Here is a 22,548-nt window from a genome sequence, read left to right as displayed (position 1 = left end):
TTAATGATTCCTAAATTGTTCCTTATTGTTTTCGGTTTGGCTTTGAGCCTGATCTTTGCGTTCTTTAGAAATACCCATCAGAATCGCTAAAATAATCATGACAGAAAGAGTGGCGGTGCCGCCGTAACTTACTAAAGGCAGCGGCACGCCGACTACGGGCAGAATGCCGCTAACCATGCCCATATTGACAAAGGCGTAACAAAAAAACGTCATCGTCAGCGCCGCTGCCAATGTGCGGCTGTAAAGAGAATCTGCTTGTGCGGCAATATAAAGCCCGCGGCCGAGTATCAGCAGATAAACCAAAAGCAGCAGCAAATTACCGACTAAACCGAATTCTTCACCATAAGCCGCTAAAATAAAATCGGTAGTGGCTTCGGGTATGTAGTCGAGATGGGTTTGGGAACCGTTTAGCCATCCTTTTCCCCATACGCCGCCGGAGCCGATGGCAATCATGGATTGCAATATATGGTAGCCGGCGCCGAGAGGGTCTTTGGTTGGGTCGAGCAGTGTTAAAATCCGGGTGCGCTGGTAATCGTGTAGGCCGTAATTCCAAATTAATGGGAGTGATGCGGCAAAACCGGCAAGCGCCAGCAAGATGATTTTCCAAGGCAGGCCGGCAAAGAAAATCACAAACATACCCGAGGCCATAATTAAAACGGCTGTACCTAAGTCCGGTTGTTTGAGAATCAGTGTAACGGGTACGGCGGTGATCAGAAGGGCGGCTAAATAATGAAACCAGCACAGCCTATCTTCATAACGTTGTAAAAACCATGCAATAGTCATAGGGAGGCCGATTTTCATAATTTCGGAAGGCTGTATGCGGGTAAAGCCCAAATCAAGCCAACGGGTGGAGCCGTTTACGGTAATGCCGAAAAGCTCCACGCCAACCAGCATCAGCACGCCGGCGATATAAATCGGTAAAGCAAATTTTGACAAGGTTTTAGGCTGCTGCCAAGCTATGATCCAAAGCAGGATAAAGCCGATAACGGTATGTACTGTTTTGTTTTCAAGTTGGCCGAAGGTCTGTCCGTCGGCCGAATAAAGCAGGAACATACTCATTATGTAAATGGCGAGCATGGCATACAGCAGCCAAGCATCTATCGGCTGCCAAATGAAGTGTAATGCTTTTTGCAGCTTGTTCTGCAATTCTCGGGTTGATTTTGCTTTGTTCATGGTAATGTTGATCCCGGATTATCTTCGGGAAAAATGCCTGTCTGAAAACCAGGCAGCGGTGCCAACGGTGTGGTTTGTGCTGGGCCGTTGATAGCCGGAGCAGATGCTGAAAGCTGATTGGTTACCGCGGCTTCGACAGTCGTTTGATTGCCTAAGCCATTCAGATTCAAAAGATAATAATCCATCAAACGGCGTACTAAAGGCGCAGCGTGCGCACCCCAGCCGCCATTCTCCAAAATCAAAGCAACGGCAATTTTAGGATTTTCTATCGGCGCAAATGCAATAAACCATGCGTGGTCGCGGTGTTGTTCGCGCAAAGCGGCGGCATTGTAGCGAGCTCCTTGTTTGATTTGCACAACTTGTGCAGTACCTGTTTTACCGGCGAGCGGATAAGGCGCGCCGCCGATGCGCCAAGCCGTGCCGCCAGGGCGCGTTACCTTTTGCATGGCCTGTTTCACATATTCAAAGTTTTCCTGCTTAAACGGAATCTGTCTGCTCGCCTGCGGCTCAATCACAAATTTTTCTTTGTTGGCATAATCCAGAATTTCTTTGACCAGATGCGGGCGGAACACTTTGCCGTTATTGGCTAATGAAGCTGTGGCATGGGCCAGCTGCAATGGGGTATAGGCGTTATATCCTTGGCCGATGCTGACCGATACCATTTCGCCGGGTCGCCACTTCCGTTCGGCGGCAGGCAGCTTGGCAAAGCGTTTTTCTTTCCATTCGGGGGAGGGCAGAATGCCTCGATATTCGTTTGGAATATCGATACCGGTTTGCTGGCCGAAACCGAATTCGGCTAAATATTTACCCAGTCTTTCGATACCTGTTTCATAGCCCAGTCGATAAAAAAAGGTGTCGGATGAAACCTGGATGGCTTTGCTTAAATTGGCGGAACCGTGGCCTCTGCGCACGGAATCGCGAAATACATGGCGGCTGCCCGGAATGCTCCATGCTCCGGGAGCCGGCACAACTGTGGTTTGCGTAATTTTCCCGCTTTCGAGTAAAGCCATGCCCATAAAAGGTTTGAAAGTAGAACCGGGCGGATACAGGCCTTGGGTAACGCGGTTAAGCAGCGGACGCTGCCAGTCTTCATTCAGCGCCTTCCAAGTGGCGGAATCAATACCATCGATAAACAGGTTGGGGTCAAACGAAGGCTTAGACACAAAAGCCAGTACGCCGCCGGTTTGCGGGTCAATTGCAATGGCGGCACCACGCCTGTCTGAAAAAATTTGGTCAACTTCTTGCTGGAGGCGGATATCCATAGCCAGTTTGAGGGTTAGGCCGTTTTTAGGTTCCACATTATTCAAAACACGCACAATATTGCCGTGGGCATCTTTTTCTACCCGTTGATAGCCGGGTGCGCCATGAAGCTGGTTTTCATAATAATTTTCCAAACCTGTTTTGCCGATATGCGTGCTGCCGCGATAGAGCGCCCGCCGGTTGTTTTCATCCAATTTTTCTTGGTCGCGATCGCTGATGCGGCCAATGTAGCCTAAGAAATGGGCGGTTAGTTTACCATAGGGGTACTCGCGAAATGTACGGGTGTTGATTTCAACACCCTGAAAACGTGAAAGGTGTGGCGCAAGGCGGGAAGCTTCGTCTACCGATAGTTTGAGCTTGAGCGGTACTTTTTCATAGGAGCGGTATTCAGCCCGAAATTTTTTGAAACGCGCCAAATCGTTTTCGGTGATGTCAACATAAGATTTGAGAGCTTCGATAGTGGTATCGATATGTTTGTTACCGATGGTTTTCGGATTTAATTCCAAAGAAAACACGGGATAGTTGCGTGCCAGAACCACACCGTTGGCATCCACGATTTCGCCACGTACAGGCGGGGTAGGAATCAGGGAAATGCGGTTGGAAGCTGCTTGAACCAAATATTCTTCATGCTTAAATATTTGAAGATAAACGAAATTGGCTGCCAATATGCAAAATGAAAGAACAATCACGCAGAAAGCAACCCCCAAGCGGCGGTTGAAATCTTTATTGGGCATGCGTGTTTCAGCTGCCTGTTGGGTAGCTGTTTTTTTCATTTCGTGAAGCGGTTAAAGAAATATTTCAAAATTTTATCAACTAAGGGCCAAAGCAACATGCCGCTTAATGCAGCAAGCATGCTTTCAAGGTGGACTAACTGCCGTTGATTGACTGCATGGATAAACAATAACAATGCGTGAATGAGCAACAAGATAACCAGCACGCCGATAAGTTGCCGCACAGGTGTATTAAGTTTGCCCATAAAGCCCGGCAGTTGGAGCAAAAAAATGCCTGTAACGTAGGCTAAAGCATATTGCCCCAGCGGTGTGGCTGTGCCGGCATCGACGGCGAGTCCGATTAAAAAAGCGGTAAATAGGCCGAATGTTTGGGGGCGGTAAAGCGCCAAAAAGATTAACACCAAAGCGCTGAACTTGGGCAGCCAGAAAAAAGTATCGGCAGGAAGCGGTATGAAATCCAACAATAATGCCCCTGCTAATGTTAAAACAACAGGTACGATCGGCAGGCGGGTTTGGGAAATACTGAGATTGCTCATGGTTGGTCAGTTGCGTCAGAGGCTGCCGGTTTTTGAGATAAAACCAAAAGGTATTTGCTGGATTGCAAACCGGAAGATGCTTCAAGTTTTGTTTGGTAATAAGGCGTTCCTGAAGCTTTGGAAGCTTCTTTTACCCGAGCTACGGGAATGCCGCCCGGATAAACACTGTCGATGCCGGAAGTGAGCAGGATGTCGCCTGCTTTTAGATCGGCATCAGTGGGAAAATAGCGGAGGGAAATGCGGTTGCCGTCACCGAAAGTCAGGCTGCGTACACCGGTGCGTGCCACGGCTACGGGCACAAGCAATTCATTAGCAGAGATCAGGCGCAAATCGGCGCTATAACGGCGGGCTTGAATGATTTGGCCTACCAGGCCCTTGCGGTCAATCACGGCATCTCCCGCGCGTATACCGCTTTCGCTGCCTTTGTCGATGACCAACAGGTCGGAAAACGGATTGCTGCCGTTTGATACCACTTCGGCAGCCACTGAATCAGTAAAGTTAATCTGCTTTAAATTCAAAACGTTTTTCAATTCGCCTAATTCTTTTTCCAATGCTTCGTTTCTATGTGAAGCTATCTGCAATTTGATATTTTCTGCTTGCAAAGCTTGGTTTTGGCTCTTCAACTCGGCTTGTGAGCGGGCCAACAGGCTGATGTGTTCATATAGCTCAACGGGCTTGGCAGCAATCCATTGCAGGGGGAAAGTAAAAGAAGCTGCAATGCTGCGAACATGCTGCACCGCTTCAAATTTCTGATCCAGCATCAAAAGCGCGATGCTGGTTAGGCAGAGTATGAAAAACTTGCCGACGGGCACGCGCTTGGGGCGGTCGAAGCTGAAAGACGGTTTTGCCATGATGTATAACAAAATTTTTTATTAAGGGATTTGTGACAAAATCGGATGTTGGGTTCCGATTAAATCCAATGCATAGCCTGTTCCACGTGCTACGCAACATAAAGGATTTTCTGCAATTATTACCGGCAAACCGGTAGCTTCTGATAATAGACGATCCATATTGCTCAAGAGCGCGCCGCCTCCGGCTAATACCAGCCCGCGGCTGATGATGTCTGAGGCAAGCTCGGGCGGGGTCAGTTCAAGAGAGGTGATAATAGCTTGAATGATTCTGTTTAGCGGATCTTTGAGTGCTTCAAACACTTCATTCGAATTGATGGAAAAAGTGCGGGGCGTACCTTTTGAAATGCTGCGTCCGGTAATAATCATACTTTCCACATTTTCAACCGGATAGGCGGTTCCGATGTTTAGTTTGATGTTTTCTGCAGTAACATCTCCGATGATGATGCCGAATTCGCGTCGTGCATATAGAATGATGGCTTCATCAAAAGCGTTGCCTGCGGTGCGGATTGAGTTGGCATAAACTACCTCGTTCATAGCCAAAATGCCGATTTCGGTTGTGCCGCCGCCAATGTCGACAATCATACAGCCGGCGGCTTCGTTTACAGGCAGGCCTGCGCCCAGAGCGGCAGCCATAGGCTCTTCAATCAAAAACACATCCGACGCGCCTGCGGCTTTGGCAGATTCGGCGATGGTTTTGCGTTCTACTTGGGTAGCACCGTAAGGCACGCAGATGACAACGCGGGAAGGGCGGCCTTCCGTGGCTTTGCGGATGAAATGTTTGAGCATTTTTCCGGTAAGTTCGAAATCGGCAATCACGCCGTCTTTCATCGGGCGAACAACGCGGATGGACGCAGGAGTGCGACCCAACATTTTCTTCGCTTCGGTGCCGATGGCAATGGTGGATTCCTGATGATGCTCATTTTCTTGAACCGCGATTATGGAAGGTTCGTTGAGTATCACGCCTTTGTCTTTGGCATAGATAAGCGTATTGGCCGTACCCAGATCGATAGCCAGGTCGTGGGACAAAAAACGGTTGAAAAAGCCAAACATGAAAAGCCTTTTGTCTAACTTGAGTTATATATTAAAAACATGATAAGGCATGGCGTTTTTACAGGTTTTACTATGTGATGCCTGTCTGAAAAACACCATGCCGGAGGACTGGTTTTCGTTTATAATCCGCAGTTCGCGTGCCTGATTTAGTTTAGAGCGCCGTGGTTAAAACGTGTATGCTGAATAATACCTCACTGAAGGTAATTTTGCTAATTATTATTTTTAAGGATTAACTTTAAATGGCCTTGACATTAGCTGATGTGGAAAAAATAGCCAAACTTTCCCGCCTGAGCCTTACAGAAGAAGAAAAAGCGCAAAATCTGCAAGAATTAAACGATATCTTTGCCATGGTTGAAAAAATGCAAACCGTTGACACAGAAGGCGTAGAACCAATGGCTCATCCGCACGAAGTGGCTTTGCGCCTGCGCGAAGATGCGGTTACCGAAACCGATCATGCTGCCGAATATCAGGCCGTTGCCCCGGAAGTGCGCAACCGCTTGTATATCGTGCCGCAAGTAATTGAAGAATAAAACTTGAGATAAATGCTTTTCAGACAGGCATATTCCATAGAGTTTACAAATGCCTGTCTGAAAAAGGTTTTAAATACATCTGACACAAGACAAGCAGATACCCATGACCCAATACACCGTAAAACAAGCCAGCGAACTGCTGCAAAGCAAAAAAATCTCCGCCACCGAGCTGGCGCAAGAATACCTGAACGCCATTGATGCCCGAAACCCCGCAATCAACGGCTACATCACTTTAGACAAAGACCTTACCCTAGCCGGAGCCAAAGCCGCAGACGTGCGCATCGCCGCCGGAAACGCAGGCATCCTCACCGGCGTACCGATTGCCTATAAAGACATCTTCTGCCAACAAGGTTGGAAAAGCGCGTGCTCCAGCAAAATGTTGGACAACTTCATTTCCCCCTATACCGCCACAGTCGTGCAAAACCTGCTCAACGAAGGCATGGTAACCCTCGGCCGCACCAATATGGACGAATTCGCCATGGGTTCGACCAACGAAACTTCGTTCTACGGTGCCACCAAAAACCCGTGGAACTTGGAAAACGTGCCCGGCGGCTCTTCCGGCGGTTCCGCAGCCGTGGTTGCAGCCCGTTTGGCACCGGCAGCTTTGGGTTCGGACACCGGCGGATCTATCCGACAACCGGCCTCACACTGCGGCATTACCGGCTTGAAACCCACTTACGGCGTGGTTTCCCGCTTCGGCATGGTGGCTTACGCCTCTAGTTTCGACCAAGCCGGCCCGATGGCTCAAACTGCCGAAGACTGTGCCATCCTGTTAAATGCCATGGCAAGCTTTGACGAGCGCGATTCCACCAGCTTGGAACGCGCCAAAGAAGACTACACTCGAGATCTGAACCAGCCCCTCAAAGGCTTAAAAGTCGGCCTGCCCAAAGAATATTTCGGCGAAGGCATGAGTGCAGACGTACAAAAAACCGTTCAGACGGCCATTGACTTGTTAAAAGCGCAAGGCGCGGAAATGGTGGAAGTAAGCCTGCCGCAAACCGAGCTTTCAATCCCCGCTTACTACGTGCTCGCCTCTGCCGAAGCCAGTACCAACCTGTCGCGCTACGACGGCGTGCGCTACGGTCACCGTGCAGAGCAGTTCGGCAATTTGGAAGAGTTGTACAGCAACACCCGCGCCGAAGGCTTCGGCAGCGAAGTGAAACGCCGCATCATGATCGGCACCTATGTGCTCAGCCACGGCTACTACGACGCTTACTACCTGAAAGCCCAAAAACTGCGCCGCTTGGTGTCCAACGATTTTCAGACGGCCTTACAGCAATGCGACATCATCCTCGCACCAACCGCACCAACCGCCGCGCCCAAATTAGGCAGCGACATTAACGACCCCGTGCAAATGTATCTGAGCGATATCTACACCATCGCCGTCAACCTCGCCGGCCTCCCAGCCATGACCCTGCCCGCAGGCTTCTCTTCACAGGGCCTGCCAATTGGCGTGCAATTGATTGGCAATTATTTTGCCGAAGCGAAATTATTGGGCGTGGCTCATCAGATGCAGTTGGAGAGTGATTGGCACAACAAAACGCCTGCCGGAGTTTGAAAAGGGCTACATGAAAATAATAAGGCCGTCTGAAAATGAATTTGCAATTCAATACCCTGTTAGTCGAAGGCTATAAAAGTGCATCTCAAATTGCCCGTGTGTTGTCGGAAAACTGGATGGCCGAAAATGTTTATTGCCCGAGTTGTGGTTGCAAGCCAATCAAAAAGGTAGAAAATAACAGACCTGTACAGGATTTTCTTTGCCATCAATGCGAAGAACAATTTGAATTGAAAAGCAAGAACGGCAAATCAGTAGGTAAAAAAATCAATGATGGCGCATATCAAACCATGATTAAGCGTATTCAGGCCGACGATAACCCGAATTTCTTTTTTCTGTCGTATAGAAAATCAGATTATTCCGTGCAGCAATTAATGCTTGTTCCCAAGCATTTTATTACTACCGATATGATTATCCGCCGTAAACCTTTACCTGAAACAGCCAAACGAGCAGGATGGGTAGGCTGCACTATCGACATCGGCAGGCTACCTGAAAGCGGCAAGATACTGTTGGTTCAAAAGCAGCAAATCATTGAGCCTGAAAAAGTACACGAGCAATGGCAGGCTAATTTGTTTTTAAGGCAGCAGCAATCTAAAAGTAAAGGCTGGCTCTTGGCAATAATGAAATGTATTGAAAAACTACCTGAACAATTTGAATTGAAACAGGTGTATGCGTTTGAACAGCAATTGGCTATCCAATTTCCTGAAAACAATCATATTAAAGACAAAATCCGCCAGCAACTGCAAATTTTGCGTGATCAAGGGTTAATTGAATTTTCGGCCCGTGGACGGTATAGGAAGGTAATAAGTTAAATGATAAAAAGCTTTCAGGTGGAAATTAAAGAAGAATTAAGCAGGGTGGTACATATAGAAGCTGAAAATCCTGATGAAGCGATTGATAAGGCAAGATTTTTATATAAAACTAAAGAAATTATGTTAGATGCTAGTGATTTTACTAAGGAAGCAGAATTCTCTCTTTTATCTAGTAAAGACAAGACTATTAATCAACCTGAGGTTGTATCGCATATTGCAAAGATTTTGAGCTATTTGGAAGTAGATGAACAGCGTGATTACGAACAATCACAATACCCCAAAAATCATATTTACCATTGCATTGCTTATTTAAATCAATACATTGAAACGATTTAAAGATAAATAATATCGAGTATTTTAAATAGAAAGACCCCTTATGACCTGGGAAACCGTAATCGGACTGGAAATCCACGTCCAATTAAATACCAAATCCAAAATTTTCAGCGGTGCTTCTACCGCTTTTGGTGCCGAGCCGAATGCGCACGCCAGTGTGGTGGAGTGTGCTTTGCCGGGCGTGTTGCCGGTGATGAACCGGGCGGTGGTGGAAAAAGCCATCAAGCTCGGCTTGGCTTTGGATGCGACGATCAACCGCAAAAACGTGTTCGACCGTAAAAATTACTTCTACCCCGATTTGCCCAAAGGCTATCAAATCAGCCAGTTGGACTTGCCGATTGTGGAGTACGGCAAGCTGGAAATTGTGGTGGGCGACGAAGTCAAAACCATCAATGTAACCCGCGCACATATGGAGGAAGATGCGGGCAAGTCGGTGCATGAAGGCTTGAGCGGTGCAACAGGCATCGACCTCAACCGTGCCGGCACGCCACTGCTGGAAGTGGTGTCCGAGCCGGAAATGCGTTCTGCCGCCGAGGCTGTGGCTTATGCCAAAGCTTTGCACGGTTTGGTCACTTGGCTGGATATTTGCGACGGCAATATGGCGGAAGGTTCGTTCCGTATCGATGCCAACGTATCGGTGCGTCCGAAAGGCGAGCAGGAATTCGGTACGCGTCGTGAAATCAAAAACTTAAACTCTTTCCGCTTCTTGGAGCAGGCGATTAATTATGAAGTGGAAAGCCAAATTGAGATTTTGGAAGACGGCGGCAAAGTTCAACAAGCGACGATGCTGTTCGACCCCGATAAAGGCGAAACCCGCGTGATGCGCCTGAAAGAAGATGCGCACGACTACCGCTATTTTCCCGACCCTGACTTGCTGCCGGTGATCATTTCCGACGAGCAAATGGAGCGCGCCCGCAGTGAAATGCCGGAGCTGCCGTCTGAAATGGCACAACGCTTTATCCGCGATTTCGGTGTAAGCGACTACGATGCCCGTTTGTTAACCGCCAGCCGCCCTCAAGCCGCTTTCTTTGAAACAGCCGCACAAGCCAGCGGACAAGGCAAACTGGTGGCAAACTGGATGAACGGCGAATTGGCGGCTACGCTGAACAAAGAAGGTTTAAGCCTGTCTGAAAGCCCGATTCAGGCCGACCGCTTGGCCGGATTGGTGGCGAAAATCGCTGACGGTACATTAAGCAACAAACTGGCCAAACAGGTATTTGAAGCAATGTGGGGCAGCGATTTGGATGCCGAAGCCATCATCGAACGTGACGGCTTGAAACAAATGACCGACACCTGTGCGATTGAGAAAATCATCGACGAAGTGTTGGCCAACAATGCCAAATCGGTGGAAGAATTCAAAGCCGGCAAGGAAAAAGCCTTTAATGCGCTGGTGGGTCAAGTAATGAAAGCCAGCAAAGGCAAAGCCAATCCGCAGCAGGTGCAGGAATTGCTGAAAGCAAAACTGGCTTGATTGTGTCGAGTTGCCGATAGAATGCCTGTCTGAAAATATTGTTTTCAGACAGGCATTATGCCATTGCTTGCTTGTATCGTTTTCAATAACATGGTTATCATCAATACTTAATAAGTTAACAGCAGGCTATTTGAAATGATGAAACAAGCTTTTATTCTAAGCGATTGCGAGCCGCCGGAGTGCGAAGAAAAGCCTTATGCCTTGCTCACGGCCAATGTTACCAGAGGCCATCATTTCATTGCGCAAACCGAGCAGCGGCAACATGCGTTTAACCACGATGTAAGCCCGCAAAATCAAAATGTTTACAGGCTGCCGCTTGCCATGTTTCAAAACCCTTATAAAGCTAAAGCGGAAAGCGTGAATATCGAAAACAATCTGGAAGTAAACAATCTTTATACTTTGTCTTTCGCGGGCGGCGACAGCCAATACAATCTGGAAAGCTGGTTCAGCCGCCACGAAAGCGGTTATGAAGAAGCCTGCAACGCTTTACGTGTTATCCGCAGCGGTAATCAAAAAGTGCCGAAAGCCTTATGGCGCATTTTGCGGCTGAAGCTGCTCGGTATTTTCCGCAATCCTTATAACCACAATATTTTGTTTGTACACAGTTTGCATCAGGCTGTGTTGGCACAGCTGCCTGAAGTCAGCACCGAGTTTGTTACCTTGATTGAGCGAAGGCCGCAGCAGCGTTTAAGGCGGATATTGAGCACCTTCGCTTTTTCTCCGGATGGCTACACGCGCTGGCTGGCGAATCTTTACGGAATGCTTAGCGATGGTGTGATGCAGCCATCTTTGTTTGAACGCTTGTTTACCAGTTTGTTTGCCGAACCGGATGCGGTAAAAATCGAAGTGTTCCGCTACAACGATAAATTTGATTGCTGCCTCTTTGCCGATACCGGGTTTTGCTTGCAGGCATCAAAAAGCCAATTGAGCGTGGGCGTGAGTATCGCAGCCGATATGTTTGCCATCGTGCATATCCAACGCGAGCGCTGGGAGAGCTTGAAAAACAATTTTGCCGAATGTACGCCTCAGCCGATCGATATGAACATGAAAATATTTGATGATGACCATCAGCAGCGCACTACTTACAACCGCCTGTGTATCAGAGAGGCTAGAGAAGCGGTATTCGGCAGAAGCAGGCGGCGGGAAGATTATTTTTGATTGGGTTATAACGCAGTATTTTTAGGTTTAAATAATGAATATGCCTGTTTGAAAAGTTTTTCAGATAGGCAGAGACCTTTGCAAAATAACTTTTTGTTTAGCAGTCGGACTTCAAACAGCGGATTTCGGCTGTTTTCTATTCCAATATTCCCTTTATTCTCCTCAAATACCCGATTAATCGGGTATCTGGGCTGCCTTTCAGGCAACAACAGGCGCACTTAGCCTGTTGGCTACTTTCAACAGGTTCAAACACATCGCTTGATCTGCACTTCCGTCAACGGCCGGTCGCGATGGGATTTGCACATCATGCCGTCCTACAGCCGACGTTCTTTCAGATGTTGCCGGTTTTCCATACTGTCGTAGCCTTTATCGGCATAAACAGTGGTGTCTTTGGCTAAGCCTTCCAATAAAGGCAGCAGGTGTTTGTACTCATGGGCATTGGCGTCAGTGTGTGCTTTTTCTACTTTTAAGCCCTTCTCAGTCAGTTGACGGTTAATAAGATCCAGTAGTTCGGCCAGGGTATTTCTTGTGCCGGCCGGTTGCGGTAGCGGTATAAGGAATTGTGATCGGAGACAGTTCGTCAAAACGGCAAAACAGGTAAAAATCCATGCGGGTAATGAGGCTGTGTTCGAGTTTGGGATCGGAAAGGCTGTGCCATTGGCCGGATAGAACGGCTTTGAACACGGATAACAGGGGATAGGCGGGACGGCTGCGGCGGTCTCGAAGAGGGCGGGTTTTTTGATAATTCAAGTAATGCTCGATCGGTCGCCAACCAATCACTTGCTCGAGCTTCAATAAGGGGAAGCGATCGATGTGTTTGGCAATCATGGCTTGTGCGGTTTGTTGAAAGAAGGTGCTCATGAAAAATCCCCTAAATGTCTTGGTAGGGAATTTAGGGGATTGGGGCAAATTTTGCAAAAGTCTCAGGCATTGCGTTTATGTGCGCATGGTTGTGAGCAACTATACATTCCGTGCAGCGGTCATTTCATAAGCCGTGTTGACTGCGGCAACCAGGCTGCCGGAGCGGGCTTTGCCTGTGCCCGCCAGCTCAAGGGCTGTGCCGTGGTCAACGGAGGTGCGGATAAACGGCAGGCCAAGGGTAATGTTGACGCTGCTGCCGAAGCCCGCGTATTTCAACACGGGTAAGCCCTGATCGTGATACATGGCGAGCACGGCATCGGCGTGTTCCAGCATGAAGGGTTGAAAAAGGGTGTCGGCAGGATAAGGGCCGCGGATATCGATACCTTCTGCACGCAGGGTTTCAAATGCGGGGATGATGATGTCGATTTCTTCGTGCCCCAAATGCCCGCCTTCTCCGGCGTGCGGGTTGAGGCCGGCGGCGAGGATGCTGGGTGCTTCAATGCCGAATTTATGTTGTAGATCGTGATGCAGCACGCGGACGATATTGTGCAACAGCGGCGCGTTGATGGCGGCGGCCACGTCTTTCAAGGGCAGGTGGGTAGTGGCCAGGGCAACACGCAAACCTCCGCCTGCCAGCATCATGACCACTTGTTTGGCTTCGGATTTTTCGGCCAGATATTCGGTGTGTCCGCTGAAGAATGAGCCGCCCGCATCGTTAATGATGCCCTTGTGCAGCGGCGCGGTAACCATGCCGGCAAATTGTTTGCGCTCTATGCCCTCATAAGCGGTGTCCAAAAGGTCAAGCACGTAAGGCGCGTTGGCAACATCCAGCTTGCCGGCTTCGCAAGGCGCGTTTAAAGGGATATGCCATACCTCCAGCACGCCTTTTTCAGGTAGGCTTTCCGGGTCGTATTGTTTGATTGTGACGGACTTTCCAAGCATTTGTGCACGTTGTTGCAGCAGATGGATGTCGCCCAAAATAACGCTGCGGCAGGGTAGGCCGGCGTGTGCCAAATCAAGGCAGATGTCGGGGCCGATACCGGCTGGTTCGCCCGAGGTAATGGCTAATGTGGGTTGCATGGCGGGGTATTCCTAAGGGAAACGTTAAAACAGACTATATCATTAATTGCTTGGCAATGCCTGTCTGAAAAAAGGTTTCAGACAGGCATTTTACTGCTGACAGAAATTGTCATAAAAAGCTGTTATACTGAACTATACTATAAGAATATTACTGACTGGATTGAGGAGTAGCAAATGCAATTAACCCTTTATACCCATCCCATGTCGCGCGGACGCATAGCCCGCTGGATGCTGGAAGAAACCGGTCTGCCCTATGAAACCGTGTTAGTCGAATACGGCACCAGTATGAAATCGCCTGAATACCGCGCCATTAATCCGATGGGCAAAGTGCCTGCGCTAAAGCACGGCGATGTGGTGGTAACAGAAACGGCAGCGATCTGCATGTATCTTGCCGATTTGGTGCCGGAAAAGAAACTTGCGCCGCCGGTAGGCAGCCCCGAACGTGGTGCTTATTACCGCTGGATCAGCTTTATGGCGCCGCTGGAACAATTGATGAGTGCCAAAACAAGTGGTGCGCCTTTGCCTAAGCCTGAAAATGCAGGTTTCGGCACGGAAGCTGAGTTGCTTGATACTTTGGAAACCGCGCTGAAAGACAGGGAATATTTAGCAGGTGACACGTTTACCGCGGCTGATCTTTTGGTGGCTGCTTATGTGGGCTGGTATGTACAATTTAAGTTGCTGGAACCGCGCCCGGCTTTTGTGCAGTTTGCAGAACGCCACCGAAAACGCGCGGCGGCCTTGCGGGCCGATGAAATTGATGAAGAGCTGTTGGCCCGGCAGGGAAAATAAAAGCACAGTGGGGCAACTTAAAAAACGGTATGGCAGCGCGCTCTGTTGTTAAGATGGCGCTTAAGGGCTGCGCGGCTATTTATTTTTGCTTCGCCAAAGCAAATAAACCAAGAAAGGCGAACACGGTTGCCGGTTTGCTATGCCAGGGGTCTGTGAAGCAGCAGCCGATATCTGCGAACGGTTTAAGCGTATTTGTTTCAAATTGATTCAATATCGTAAATCATGCCTGTCTGAAACCTTTTTCAGACAGGCATGGTTGCTTTGGTCGGTATGGCTTTATTTATGAATCTGCAAGGCGGAAACTTTGATTTCCACTTTCCATTCCGGTTTGGCCAGTTTGGCTTCTACGCAGGCGCGGGCGGGGGTGTGGTGGGGATCTACCCAAGCATCCCAGGCAATATTTACGGCGTCGTAATCAGCCATATCAGGCAGGAAAATGGTGGCTTCGAGAATATGGTTTTTATCCGATCCGCAGCGTGCGAGCCAGTGGTCGATTTGCTCGAGCACGTTGCGGGTTTGTTCGGTGGCGTCTGCTTCCGTGTTTTCAGGTACCATGCCCGCAAGGAATACGAAACCGTTGGCAACAGTGGCTTCTGAGAGGCGGGGGGTTTGGCCGAAGTATTGAATGGTCATATTTCTTCCTTTGGGTGAGAATGGTTATTGAATGGAAAGCTATGTTAACATAAGGCAGATTATCGTTTTTAAAAATTTTGCCATGACCAAGCCTGATTATCCTGTTACACCCGCTGTGCGCTTTTTACGCGAGCATAATATTTATTTTGAACCTAAGCTTTATGATTATGTCGAACACGGTGGCACGGCCCATTCGGCCGCGTGTTTAGGTGTTGCCGAGCATGCGGTGGTAAAAACCATTGTGCTGCAAAACGAAGAGAAAAAAGGCCTGATTGTGCTGATGCACGGCGACAAACAGATTTCCACCCGCAATCTGGCGCGCACGCTCGGTATGAAACACATTGATCCCGCCGATCCGAAGCAGGCCAATAAGTGGACGGGCTTTTGGGTGGGCGGCACCAGCCCTTTCGGCACCAAAACCGCATTACCGGTTTATGTGGAAGAAAGTATCTGGGCTTTAGATACAATTTATATCAACGGCGGCAAGCGCGGTTTTCTTGTGGCCGTTTCTCCTCAGGCTTTGCGAAGTCTGAACCCTGTCAGCGTGAATGTAGCGGTTGACCATTAAGATAAATTGGAGAGGAATATGGACGAGATGAAAAATCAAAATCACAACGAAGAGCAGAATATCGAGGTTGAAAAAAACGACCAACAGGCTGCGCCTGAGCGTTTTACAGGCTCAATACACTCGCCGGCGGTTTCCGAAAATATGCGCAATTATGCTTTGGCGGTTTATATACTTTATGCAGCTTCGATCTTGGTAGGTATTACGGCTATCGTGGGCGTGATTATTGCTTATATCAAGCGTGATGAAATGGCCGGAACGATTTATTACGACCATATGCAGTATCTGATTAAAACATTTTGGATTGCGCTGGCCGGTAGCATAATCGGCTGGATTACATCGTTTATCGGCATCGGTTTGATTGTGTTGTTTATCGTCGGCCTGTGGTTTATTTACCGTGTGGTGGTCGGTTTCATCAAGTTTAACGACAATAAACCGGTATCGGCGGAAGGCTGGTTGTGACAACTGCTTTTTAAGATTCCGGCGGATGATGTTGTGAATCCGTATAGTTATAATACAGCCGGGCGGTAAGCCCGGTTTTGTTGTGGGCATGAATGCCTGTCTGAAAGCTTTTGGCGGAAATTGAAAAAATGGTTTTTCTCATCAGCAGTATTCTGTGCAGCGTGGCCGTGTCGGTTTTGTTGAAAATGGCGCGTACTAAAAAAATCGACATTGAGCAGGCGGTGGCTATGAATTATTTGGTGGCGATTGCGCTGTGTATGATTTTTCTCAAACCTGATTTGAGCACTTGGCGCAGCTTTTTGCCGACTTGGTGGGTGTTTGGTGCACTGGGCGTGTTGTTGCCCACGGTTTTTGTAATTATGGGGCGTTCGGTCGAACGGGCGGGGATTGTGAAATCGGATGCGGCGCAAAGGTTATCGTTGTTTCTGCCGATTTGCGCATCGTTTCTGATCTTTGGTGAAACACTCTCGCAAGGGCGGGCGGTTGGGCTGGCGCTGGCGTTTACGGCTTTGTTCTGCCTTTTATGGAAATCCGGCGGCGGAAAAAAATCGGGCGGGGTGCTGGCAAACGTGGGCTTACTTCTCGGCGTGTGGGCGGGTTACGGTGTGATTGATATTCTGTTTAAACAGGTGGCTAAAAGCGGCACGGCGTTTTCCGGCAATCTTTTGGTGGCTTTCTGTTTGGCGGGGATACTGATGTTTGGCTATCTGTTTGCCAAAGGCATGAAATGGACGGCTGCCGGCATCCTAGGCGGCATGGTATTGGGGTGCTTGAATTTCGCCAATATCTTTACTTATGTGCGTGCCCATCAGGTAATGAGCGAAAGCCCGACTTTGGTGTTTGCCGGTATGAATATCGGGGTGATTGTGTTGGGCACACTGGTGGGTGCGCTGGCATTTAAGGAAAAAATCAGCAGTATCAACGCGGCGGGTATCGTGGTGGCCGTGTGCGCAATTGCTTGTTTGTTTTATTGGCCGCAAATCAGTGGTACTTTGGGGCTGTAAGATGAGGCGGATGCAATGCCTGTCTGAATATTTTCAGACAGGCATTGTTCTATTGAAACAATCAATAAGATGATAATATCTGATTTTGTGTTTCAAAGATAAAAAGGGGAAACGTGCGCTTTGTTGAACGCTGTCTGCCTGCGTGGGTGGTTGGAGTTGCAGCTTCTTTTGCGCTGCCGGCCTTGCCCGCTTGGTATGTTGTGGCTATGGCAGGTTTCGGTTTGCTGTTTGCTGCGCGGCGTAGTGCCGTGGCGGCTGTGTTGCTGGTGGCACTGTTGGGCGCGGTTTACGGCACATGGCGTACGGAGCTTGTGCTGGCAAACCAATGGCCGGTCGGGCAGGTTGAGGCAAGTATGCTGACGTTTAAGGTAACGGGCTTGCCGCAGAGGGAAGAACGGCGGGTACGTTTTGAAGCTCAAGTGCAAGATTTGTCCGGACGGCAACGGCGGGTTCAGCTTTCCGATTATTCGTTTCGCGACTGGCCGATAGGCAGTGTGTGGCGGGCGAAAGTGCGAGTGAGGGCGCCTGTGGGCGAGGTAAATCTACGCGGATTTAATCGGGAGGCATGGGCTCTGGCTAATGGTTTGAGCGGTATGGGAACAGTTGGGAAAGAGCGTGAGCGTATCGGGCAGGAACAAGGGGGCGGTTTGCTGCGGCTGCGCGCTGCTGTTAGCGGCAATTGGCAGCAGGTGCAGGGATTTGAGCACGGTGTGGCATTGATGCGGGCTTTGAGTATAGGCGAACAAGGTGCGCTGCCGAATGAGGCTTGGCAAGCGTTCCGACCGTTGGGCTTGACGCATTTGGTCAGCATATCCGGCCTGCATGTCAGCATGGTGGGGTTGCTGGCGGCATTGCTGGCGCGGATGGTGTTGCGCTGTTTGCCGTTTTCATTTAAACGCCCGCGCACGGTGATGCTGCTTGTTGGTTTGTCGGCGGCATTCGCTTATGCGTTGCTGGCAGGGTTTGGTGTGCCGACGCAGCGCACGGTGCTGATGTTGGCGGCATTTGCCTGGATTTGGCATTCGAGGAAAGGGCAGTCGGTTTGGTTTGCCTGGTGGGCGGCGCTTGCTGCGGTGTTGTTGTTTGACCCGCTGGCCGTGCTGGGCGTGGGCACATGGCTTTCGTTTGGTTTGGTAGCCGCTTTGTTGTGGGTGAGTGCTTGGCGGCTGGAAGAAAAAGGACTATTCGTGTTTTGGCGCGGCCAGTACGCGTTGTTGCTGGTATCTTTGGTGGCGCTGGGATTTATGTTTGCGGCGTTGCCCTTAATCAGCCCTTTGGTAAATTTGATTGCCGTACCGTGGTTTTCATGGGTGTTGGTGCCGTTGGCATTGGCGGCTTCTGCTTTTCCTGTTGAGCCTTTGCAAATGCTGGCAGCAGGTGCGGGCGAATATACGATGCGGGTATTGTTTTGGCTGGGAAGCCGGGCGACCGAGTGGAGTGTGGCAGCGGCGCCGGTAAGTTTGTTGTGGTTGGCTGTTGCTGCGGTGTTGGTGGCTTTGTTGCCGCGCGGGTTGGGGCTGAAACCGTGGGCGTTTGTCGTGTTGGCAGGTTTTACTTTCTACCGCCAGCCCGCCGTGCCGCAACAGGCTTTGAAGATTATGGTGTGGGATGTCGGACAGGGGTTGGCAGTGAGTTTTCATACTGCCTCTAAAACGCTGTTGTTTGATACGGGCACGGAAGCAGCGGCGCAAACGCAGTTGATACCGAGCTTGCGCACAATGGGCGTGCATAAGCTGGATGCGGCGGTGTTTTCTCATCATGATAACGATCACGACGGCGGCGCAATGCTTATCAGACAGGCATTCAGCCCAGCAACCCTGTGGGCGGGGCAACCTGAATTTTACCCAAATGCGCTGTCTTGCCATGAGGCGGAAGCATGGGATTGGGACGGTGTGCATTTTGAATTTTTAAGCCTGTCTGAAAAAGCGGGTGATGACAATGAACAAAGTTGTGTATTGCGCGTAGTGGCGGCTGAAAAAGCGCTGCTGGTTACAGGTGATTTGAGCCAGCGGGGTGAGCAGGCATTAATCTCGCGTTACGGCAGCGGACTATACAGCCAAGTGTTGATACTCGGCCATCACGGCAGCAATAGCGCTTCTTCCGGGGCATTTTTAAACGCGGTTGCCCCGCAATATGCTATTGCCTCCAGCGGTTTTGCCAATGCTTACGGGCATCCGGCAAAAGCGGTAAAAACACGTTTGCGTGCACATGGCATCCAACTTTTACGCACCGATTTGCAAGGCGTCCGGCAAGTTGTTTTTGAGACGGCAGGGGCTTTATCGCTGGGAGCTGAGCAGTATGAGAACAAAGCATATTGGCAGAAAAAGCCTTTTGGGAAAGAAGCCGGGCAAAACGGATCAATGCCGTAGCAGCGGCAGGCATTTCACGATGCTGGATAGTTCTTTGATAAAAACCATTGGTTTCAGATGGTTGGTGTAAGTATAATCCTGTCGAAATCGTGATAGTTAAATTAGTGTAACCTTTTAGAGATGAAATAAATGAACAATTATCAACTGAAAATCACACGCGAAGACAATAGTTCGGAGATAATTTATGCGGATGCTGCTTTGCCTGTACAAGTGGAGGCGCATAGCGGTGAGGTTTTTGCTGTGTATGATGCGGAAGGTAATTTGGTTGATGTGATTGCCAAGCAGGAAGGCGAAGATTTGCTTCTGCTGCCGAAAAACAGTGAGCAGCCGGTGGCGGAAATCAAGGGATATTACCGATATAATGCGGACTTCGTAAACGGCGAAACAACGGTAGCGCCGTTGCAGGGGAAGCCGATGCTGGCGGAAGAAGTGGGTATAGGAACCAAAGCGGCAATTGGTGCAGGTGTGTTGCTGGGTATCGGTGCTATCGCGGCTGCGGCGGGCAGCTCGGGCGGAGGAGGTTCTTCTTCTAATGAAAACCGAGGCCGGAAAATCACTTTAAAGCTTGATAAGATTACCGGCGACGGTGTGTTGAACGTTACCGAAGCGCAGGCTCCGGTTACGATCAGTGGTTCTGCACAAGGTGCTGCTGCCGGAGATGAAGTGCAGATTAATGTGAATGGTAAAACGTATCAGGCATCAGTTGCGCCCAACGGAACATTCAGTGTGAAAGTCAACGCTTCCGATCTGGTTGGCAGCAGCAAGTATGTGGTGACTGCGTCGGCAAATGGCGGTGAATCGGTGAGTCAGAGCTACAAACTGCAAAACGAGGTGGCCGCACAAATCCGCTTGAATTCCGTGGTGGCGAAAAGCGATGTGGTCGGAGAGAGCGGGGCAGACGACATTGTTACGCTTGGCGGCAAGGTTTCAAGTGAACATGCTGCGCTTCAGCAATATATTCAAAACGGCTGGATTAGCGCTTTGGAAATCGGCATCGGCAGCCAGATTTACCGTGCAAGCGTCAATAGTGCAGACGGTTCGTTCAGTTTCAAGGCCAATCTGAATGACTTGGCCAAAGCGGAAGGCGAGCGTGTTTGGGTGAAATATACCGAAGGCGCGTTTTCGTTTGTTACTGAACGCGGTAACGGTGAGTACGAGCTTCATCACGGCTTTCCTCGGGATGCGGATTTATCTGGTTTGAGCGTTGATTTTACTGACGGTTTGCTGCTGAAAGATAAAAACGGCAATTACAGCGTGGATGCCGCTGCCGGCAATGCACTGGTAACAGAAATCAACGGTTCGGTAAGCGGGGCCGGCAAAATCGGTGATAAGGTTATCGTTACCGTAAATGGTACCGAATACAGCACTTCGGTAGGTAAGGGCAAAACCTTCAGCGTGAAAGTGAAAAACAGCGACCTTTATGCCGATACCGACCACACCTTGAGCGCCGTGTTGAACACTAAAAATGCGGAAGGCGAAACCATTTCTGTTTCAGACAGGGATACTTATGCCGTAAAAGAAACGCCTGATGGCGGCGATATAGGCGAATCGGGCAACAAAAATCTGCCCTATTTTATCCGCGCATTGGGCGACGGCAGTTTTCAGGATAAAGGCCTCTCTTTCGGTTATCTTGATAATACGTCCAACTGGCGCGGCCCGGGCAGTGCTTTGACCGTTCATTACGCGTTTGATCCCGAAAGCAAAATTGACCGCAGAACAGGGGAGAAGCTCAATGGCGGTATGCCGTTTAGTGAGAATCAGAAAAACGACATTCGGGCTTTGTTTGAAAGCTATACCAAATATACCGGTATCACATTAATCGAAACCGATGATGTCGAATCGGCGGATATGGTGCTTTATCTTGACGATATGACTTCAGCCGAAAAAAACTCGGGGGATAACCATGATACCGCGGGCTATGCTTATCCGGGCGGTGACGTACATTTATCAACCCAATTGTTTTCAGAGGATGATGCGTTTAGCCACTATAACGGCGCCCTTACGCTGTTACATGAAGTGATGCACAGTTTTGGTTTCGAGCACCCTTTCAATGAAGACAGCGGCAACAATCCCGACAGTAAAAGCAATTTGAATAAAAGCGAAGATTTGGCGGCGGAAGAAGACGAGTTCAGTTATACCCTGATGTCTTATACACCCGGAGACAGCGTAGGTACGCTTGATTTACGCGTTTTCGATTTGGCAGCGCTGCATTATAACTTTGGCGTTAATCCTGGCCAGAGAAGCGGTAACGACATCTACACTTTCTCCAGCTTCAACCGCACTAGCGACGGTGGCGTGTATATCTGGGATGGCAAAGGCACCGATACATTCGATGCTTCAGACGCATGGGCGGGTGTGACTGCCAGCCTGGAGCCCGGTTCGTGGAACTATATCGGCGAAAAAAGCCGCTACTTTATTCATCAGGGGTACGAGCTGGTTAATGTGCCTCAGGCATTCGGCCTGGGAAACAGCAAAGTTTGGTCTGAAGCTGCGGGTGATTATGTAAAAGAAACCGTGAAGAGCATCTATACTGTCGGGCAGGCTTTTATCGGCTACGGCACACAGATTGAAAATCTGATTGGTTCGCGCTACAGCGATCAGTTGACTGGAAATGAGGCGGATAACCTGATTGAGGGCGGCGCAGGCAACGATACCATCAACGGCGGCGCAGGCAACGACATTCTCGACGGCGGAGCGGGCAACGACACGCTGACGGGTGGTGCAGGCAATGATATTTATTACGTTGACAGCGTGTATGACCGCATAGTCGAAGCGGCAAACGAAGGCGACGACAGCGTGATGAGTACAAACAACTTTGAGCTTGCCGAGCATCTCGAAAGCCTTACTTTGCTGGGAGAGACCGCTATCAGGGGCACGGGGAACGACGGCGACAACCGGGTTGTCGGCAACAGTGCCGATAATGTGCTCAACGGCAAAGCAGGTAATGATGTGATTGTGGGCGGCAAAGGCAGCGACACGCTTACCGGCGGAGCGGGTGCCGACACATTTGTGTTTAATACTCCGCTTGACGGTTCGATTGATACCATCACCGATTTTCAGTCCGGTACCGACAAAATCGGCTTAAGCAGCCTTGTATTCGGCATGGATAACATTACCGATGCCATGCTGGCATTCGGCGCTGACAAAGCCACGGCGGGAACACGTTTGGTTTATGATAAAGGTACACTTTATTATGATGCCGACGGAGCGGGAAGCGGCGGTGCAGTTGCGTTTGCCAAGCTTGCATTGGATAGCGAACAATCGGCACAAAACATCTTTGTGGTTGTATGAGCATGTATCTAAAAAATGCCTGTCTGAAAACTTT

At 49.6% G+C, this 22,548-nt stretch carries 19 protein-coding genes and 1 pseudogene; 12 read left to right on the top strand and 8 right to left on the bottom strand.

Annotated elements, in window-relative coordinates:
* Genes rodA through AKG09_RS07695 form a run of 5 tightly spaced genes read right to left on the bottom strand, consistent with a single transcriptional unit; the run spans position 1 to position 5,601 of the window.
* Positions 1-1,173: a rod shape-determining protein RodA gene (gene rodA / locus AKG09_RS07715; protein ID WP_054618863.1), complete on the bottom strand. Its 1,173-nt coding sequence runs from the start codon at positions 1,171-1,173 to the stop codon at positions 1-3.
* The gene (gene mrdA / locus AKG09_RS07710) at positions 1,170-3,206 is read right to left on the bottom strand and encodes a penicillin-binding protein 2 (protein WP_054618862.1); all 2,037 of its coding nucleotides are present in this window, start codon (positions 3,204-3,206) and stop codon (positions 1,170-1,172) included. Before mrdA ends, rodA begins: the two co-directional genes overlap by 4 nt.
* Positions 3,203-3,700 carry a rod shape-determining protein MreD gene (mreD, locus tag AKG09_RS07705; RefSeq protein WP_054618861.1) on the bottom strand — a complete coding sequence of 166 codons (498 nt, stop codon included), beginning with the start codon at positions 3,698-3,700 and terminating at the stop codon, positions 3,203-3,205. The genes mrdA and mreD overlap by 4 nt, the downstream gene beginning before the upstream one ends.
* Entirely contained in the window at positions 3,697-4,551 is an 855-nt protein-coding gene (mreC, locus tag AKG09_RS07700; RefSeq protein ID WP_054618860.1) for a rod shape-determining protein MreC, read from the bottom strand. The genes mreD and mreC overlap by 4 nt, the downstream gene beginning before the upstream one ends.
* Positions 4,552-4,572: 21 nt before the next feature.
* On the bottom strand, positions 4,573-5,601 hold the full coding sequence (locus AKG09_RS07695; RefSeq protein ID WP_054618859.1) for a rod shape-determining protein: 1,029 nt from the start codon (positions 5,599-5,601) through the stop codon (positions 4,573-4,575).
* Positions 5,602-5,840: 239 nt separating this feature from the next.
* Here AKG09_RS07695 and gatC point away from each other — a divergent pair, with 239 nt between their 5' ends.
* The 6 genes from gatC (at position 5,841) to AKG09_RS07665 (ending at position 11,460) form a co-directional block, all read left to right on the top strand.
* Positions 5,841-6,131, top strand: a complete 291-nt coding sequence (gatC, locus tag AKG09_RS07690; RefSeq protein WP_054618858.1) for an Asp-tRNA(Asn)/Glu-tRNA(Gln) amidotransferase subunit GatC — start codon at positions 5,841-5,843, stop codon at positions 6,129-6,131.
* 103 nt (positions 6,132-6,234) lie between these two features.
* Positions 6,235-7,689 (top strand): Asp-tRNA(Asn)/Glu-tRNA(Gln) amidotransferase subunit GatA, encoded by a 1,455-nt coding sequence (gene gatA, locus AKG09_RS07685; RefSeq protein WP_054618857.1) that lies wholly within the window; start codon positions 6,235-6,237, stop codon positions 7,687-7,689.
* Between the two features lie 35 nt (positions 7,690-7,724).
* Positions 7,725-8,498, top strand: coding sequence for a DpnI domain-containing protein (locus AKG09_RS07680; RefSeq protein ID WP_054618856.1), 774 nt, complete (start codon positions 7,725-7,727; stop codon positions 8,496-8,498).
* Complete coding sequence (locus tag AKG09_RS07675) at positions 8,499-8,834, top strand: DpnD/PcfM family protein (protein ID WP_054618855.1); 336 nt, start codon at positions 8,499-8,501, stop codon at positions 8,832-8,834.
* 40 nt (positions 8,835-8,874) lie between these two features.
* A complete protein-coding gene (gene gatB / locus AKG09_RS07670; RefSeq protein WP_054618854.1) occupies positions 8,875-10,302 on the top strand; it encodes an Asp-tRNA(Asn)/Glu-tRNA(Gln) amidotransferase subunit GatB in 1,428 nt (475 codons plus the stop codon).
* A 135-nt stretch (positions 10,303-10,437) separates the two neighbouring features.
* Positions 10,438-11,460, top strand: coding sequence for a hypothetical protein (locus AKG09_RS07665; RefSeq protein WP_054618853.1), 1,023 nt, complete (start codon positions 10,438-10,440; stop codon positions 11,458-11,460).
* Between the two features lie 254 nt (positions 11,461-11,714).
* Here the strand turns inward: AKG09_RS07665 and AKG09_RS11680 are convergent.
* Both AKG09_RS11680 and pdxA read right to left on the bottom strand, forming a co-directional pair.
* Positions 11,715-12,321: pseudogene (locus AKG09_RS11680) on the bottom strand (transposase); the annotation flags it as partial.
* 99 nt (positions 12,322-12,420) lie between these two features.
* Positions 12,421-13,401 (bottom strand): 4-hydroxythreonine-4-phosphate dehydrogenase PdxA, encoded by a 981-nt coding sequence (gene pdxA, locus AKG09_RS07650; RefSeq protein ID WP_054618852.1) that lies wholly within the window; start codon positions 13,399-13,401, stop codon positions 12,421-12,423.
* Between the two features lie 174 nt (positions 13,402-13,575).
* Between pdxA and AKG09_RS07645 the strand changes: the two genes are divergently transcribed.
* Entirely contained in the window at positions 13,576-14,190 is a 615-nt protein-coding gene (locus tag AKG09_RS07645) for a glutathione S-transferase family protein (protein WP_054618851.1), read from the top strand.
* Positions 14,191-14,466: 276 nt separating this feature from the next.
* On the opposite strand, the gene AKG09_RS07640 is transcribed toward AKG09_RS07645, so the two are convergent.
* Positions 14,467-14,823, bottom strand: a complete 357-nt coding sequence (locus tag AKG09_RS07640) for a RidA family protein (protein ID WP_054618850.1) — start codon at positions 14,821-14,823, stop codon at positions 14,467-14,469.
* 82 nt (positions 14,824-14,905) lie between these two features.
* Here AKG09_RS07640 and ybaK point away from each other — a divergent pair, with 82 nt between their 5' ends.
* The 5 genes from ybaK (at position 14,906) to AKG09_RS07615 (ending at position 22,514) form a co-directional block, all read left to right on the top strand.
* A complete protein-coding gene (ybaK, locus tag AKG09_RS07635) occupies positions 14,906-15,391 on the top strand; it encodes a Cys-tRNA(Pro) deacylase (RefSeq protein WP_054618919.1) in 486 nt (161 codons plus the stop codon).
* 27 nt (positions 15,392-15,418) lie between these two features.
* Positions 15,419-15,850, top strand: coding sequence for a hypothetical protein (locus AKG09_RS07630; protein WP_231623915.1), 432 nt, complete (start codon positions 15,419-15,421; stop codon positions 15,848-15,850).
* A gap of 128 nt (positions 15,851-15,978) precedes the next feature.
* Positions 15,979-16,854 carry a DMT family transporter gene (locus AKG09_RS07625; RefSeq protein ID WP_054618917.1) on the top strand — a complete coding sequence of 292 codons (876 nt, stop codon included), beginning with the start codon at positions 15,979-15,981 and terminating at the stop codon, positions 16,852-16,854.
* 113 nt (positions 16,855-16,967) lie between these two features.
* Positions 16,968-19,223 (top strand): DNA internalization-related competence protein ComEC/Rec2, encoded by a 2,256-nt coding sequence (locus tag AKG09_RS07620; RefSeq protein ID WP_156320820.1) that lies wholly within the window; start codon positions 16,968-16,970, stop codon positions 19,221-19,223.
* A gap of 129 nt (positions 19,224-19,352) precedes the next feature.
* Entirely contained in the window at positions 19,353-22,514 is a 3,162-nt protein-coding gene (locus tag AKG09_RS07615; RefSeq protein WP_054618848.1) for an Ig-like domain-containing protein, read from the top strand.
* Positions 22,515-22,548 lie beyond the last annotated feature (34 nt).

This window comes from Neisseria sp. 83E34, from assembly GCF_001308015.1.
Lineage (GTDB): Bacteria > Pseudomonadota > Gammaproteobacteria > Burkholderiales > Neisseriaceae > Neisseria.
Note: the sequence above shows the minus strand (reverse complement) of the source record. Positions and strands in the feature narration are given on the sequence as shown.

Coding starts and splice junctions, on each gene's coding strand:
- rodA (WP_054618863.1), bottom strand. CDS start 1,173: ATGAACAAAGCAAAATCAACCCGAGAATTGCAGAACAAGCTGCAAAAA.
- mrdA (WP_054618862.1), bottom strand. CDS start 3,206: ATGAAAAAAACAGCTACCCAACAGGCAGCTGAAACACGCATGCCCAAT.
- mreD (WP_054618861.1), bottom strand. CDS start 3,700: ATGAGCAATCTCAGTATTTCCCAAACCCGCCTGCCGATCGTACCTGTT.
- mreC (WP_054618860.1), bottom strand. CDS start 4,551: ATGGCAAAACCGTCTTTCAGCTTCGACCGCCCCAAGCGCGTGCCCGTC.
- AKG09_RS07695 (WP_054618859.1), bottom strand. CDS start 5,601: ATGTTTGGCTTTTTCAACCGTTTTTTGTCCCACGACCTGGCTATCGAT.
- gatC (WP_054618858.1), top strand. CDS start 5,841: ATGGCCTTGACATTAGCTGATGTGGAAAAAATAGCCAAACTTTCCCGC.
- gatA (WP_054618857.1), top strand. CDS start 6,235: ATGACCCAATACACCGTAAAACAAGCCAGCGAACTGCTGCAAAGCAAA.
- AKG09_RS07680 (WP_054618856.1), top strand. CDS start 7,725: ATGAATTTGCAATTCAATACCCTGTTAGTCGAAGGCTATAAAAGTGCA.
- AKG09_RS07675 (WP_054618855.1), top strand. CDS start 8,499: ATGATAAAAAGCTTTCAGGTGGAAATTAAAGAAGAATTAAGCAGGGTG.
- gatB (WP_054618854.1), top strand. CDS start 8,875: ATGACCTGGGAAACCGTAATCGGACTGGAAATCCACGTCCAATTAAAT.
- AKG09_RS07665 (WP_054618853.1), top strand. CDS start 10,438: ATGATGAAACAAGCTTTTATTCTAAGCGATTGCGAGCCGCCGGAGTGC.
- pdxA (WP_054618852.1), bottom strand. CDS start 13,401: ATGCAACCCACATTAGCCATTACCTCGGGCGAACCAGCCGGTATCGGC.
- AKG09_RS07645 (WP_054618851.1), top strand. CDS start 13,576: ATGCAATTAACCCTTTATACCCATCCCATGTCGCGCGGACGCATAGCC.
- AKG09_RS07640 (WP_054618850.1), bottom strand. CDS start 14,823: ATGACCATTCAATACTTCGGCCAAACCCCCCGCCTCTCAGAAGCCACT.
- ybaK (WP_054618919.1), top strand. CDS start 14,906: ATGACCAAGCCTGATTATCCTGTTACACCCGCTGTGCGCTTTTTACGC.
- AKG09_RS07630 (WP_231623915.1), top strand. CDS start 15,419: ATGAAAAATCAAAATCACAACGAAGAGCAGAATATCGAGGTTGAAAAA.
- AKG09_RS07625 (WP_054618917.1), top strand. CDS start 15,979: ATGGTTTTTCTCATCAGCAGTATTCTGTGCAGCGTGGCCGTGTCGGTT.
- AKG09_RS07615 (WP_054618848.1), top strand. CDS start 19,353: ATGAACAATTATCAACTGAAAATCACACGCGAAGACAATAGTTCGGAG.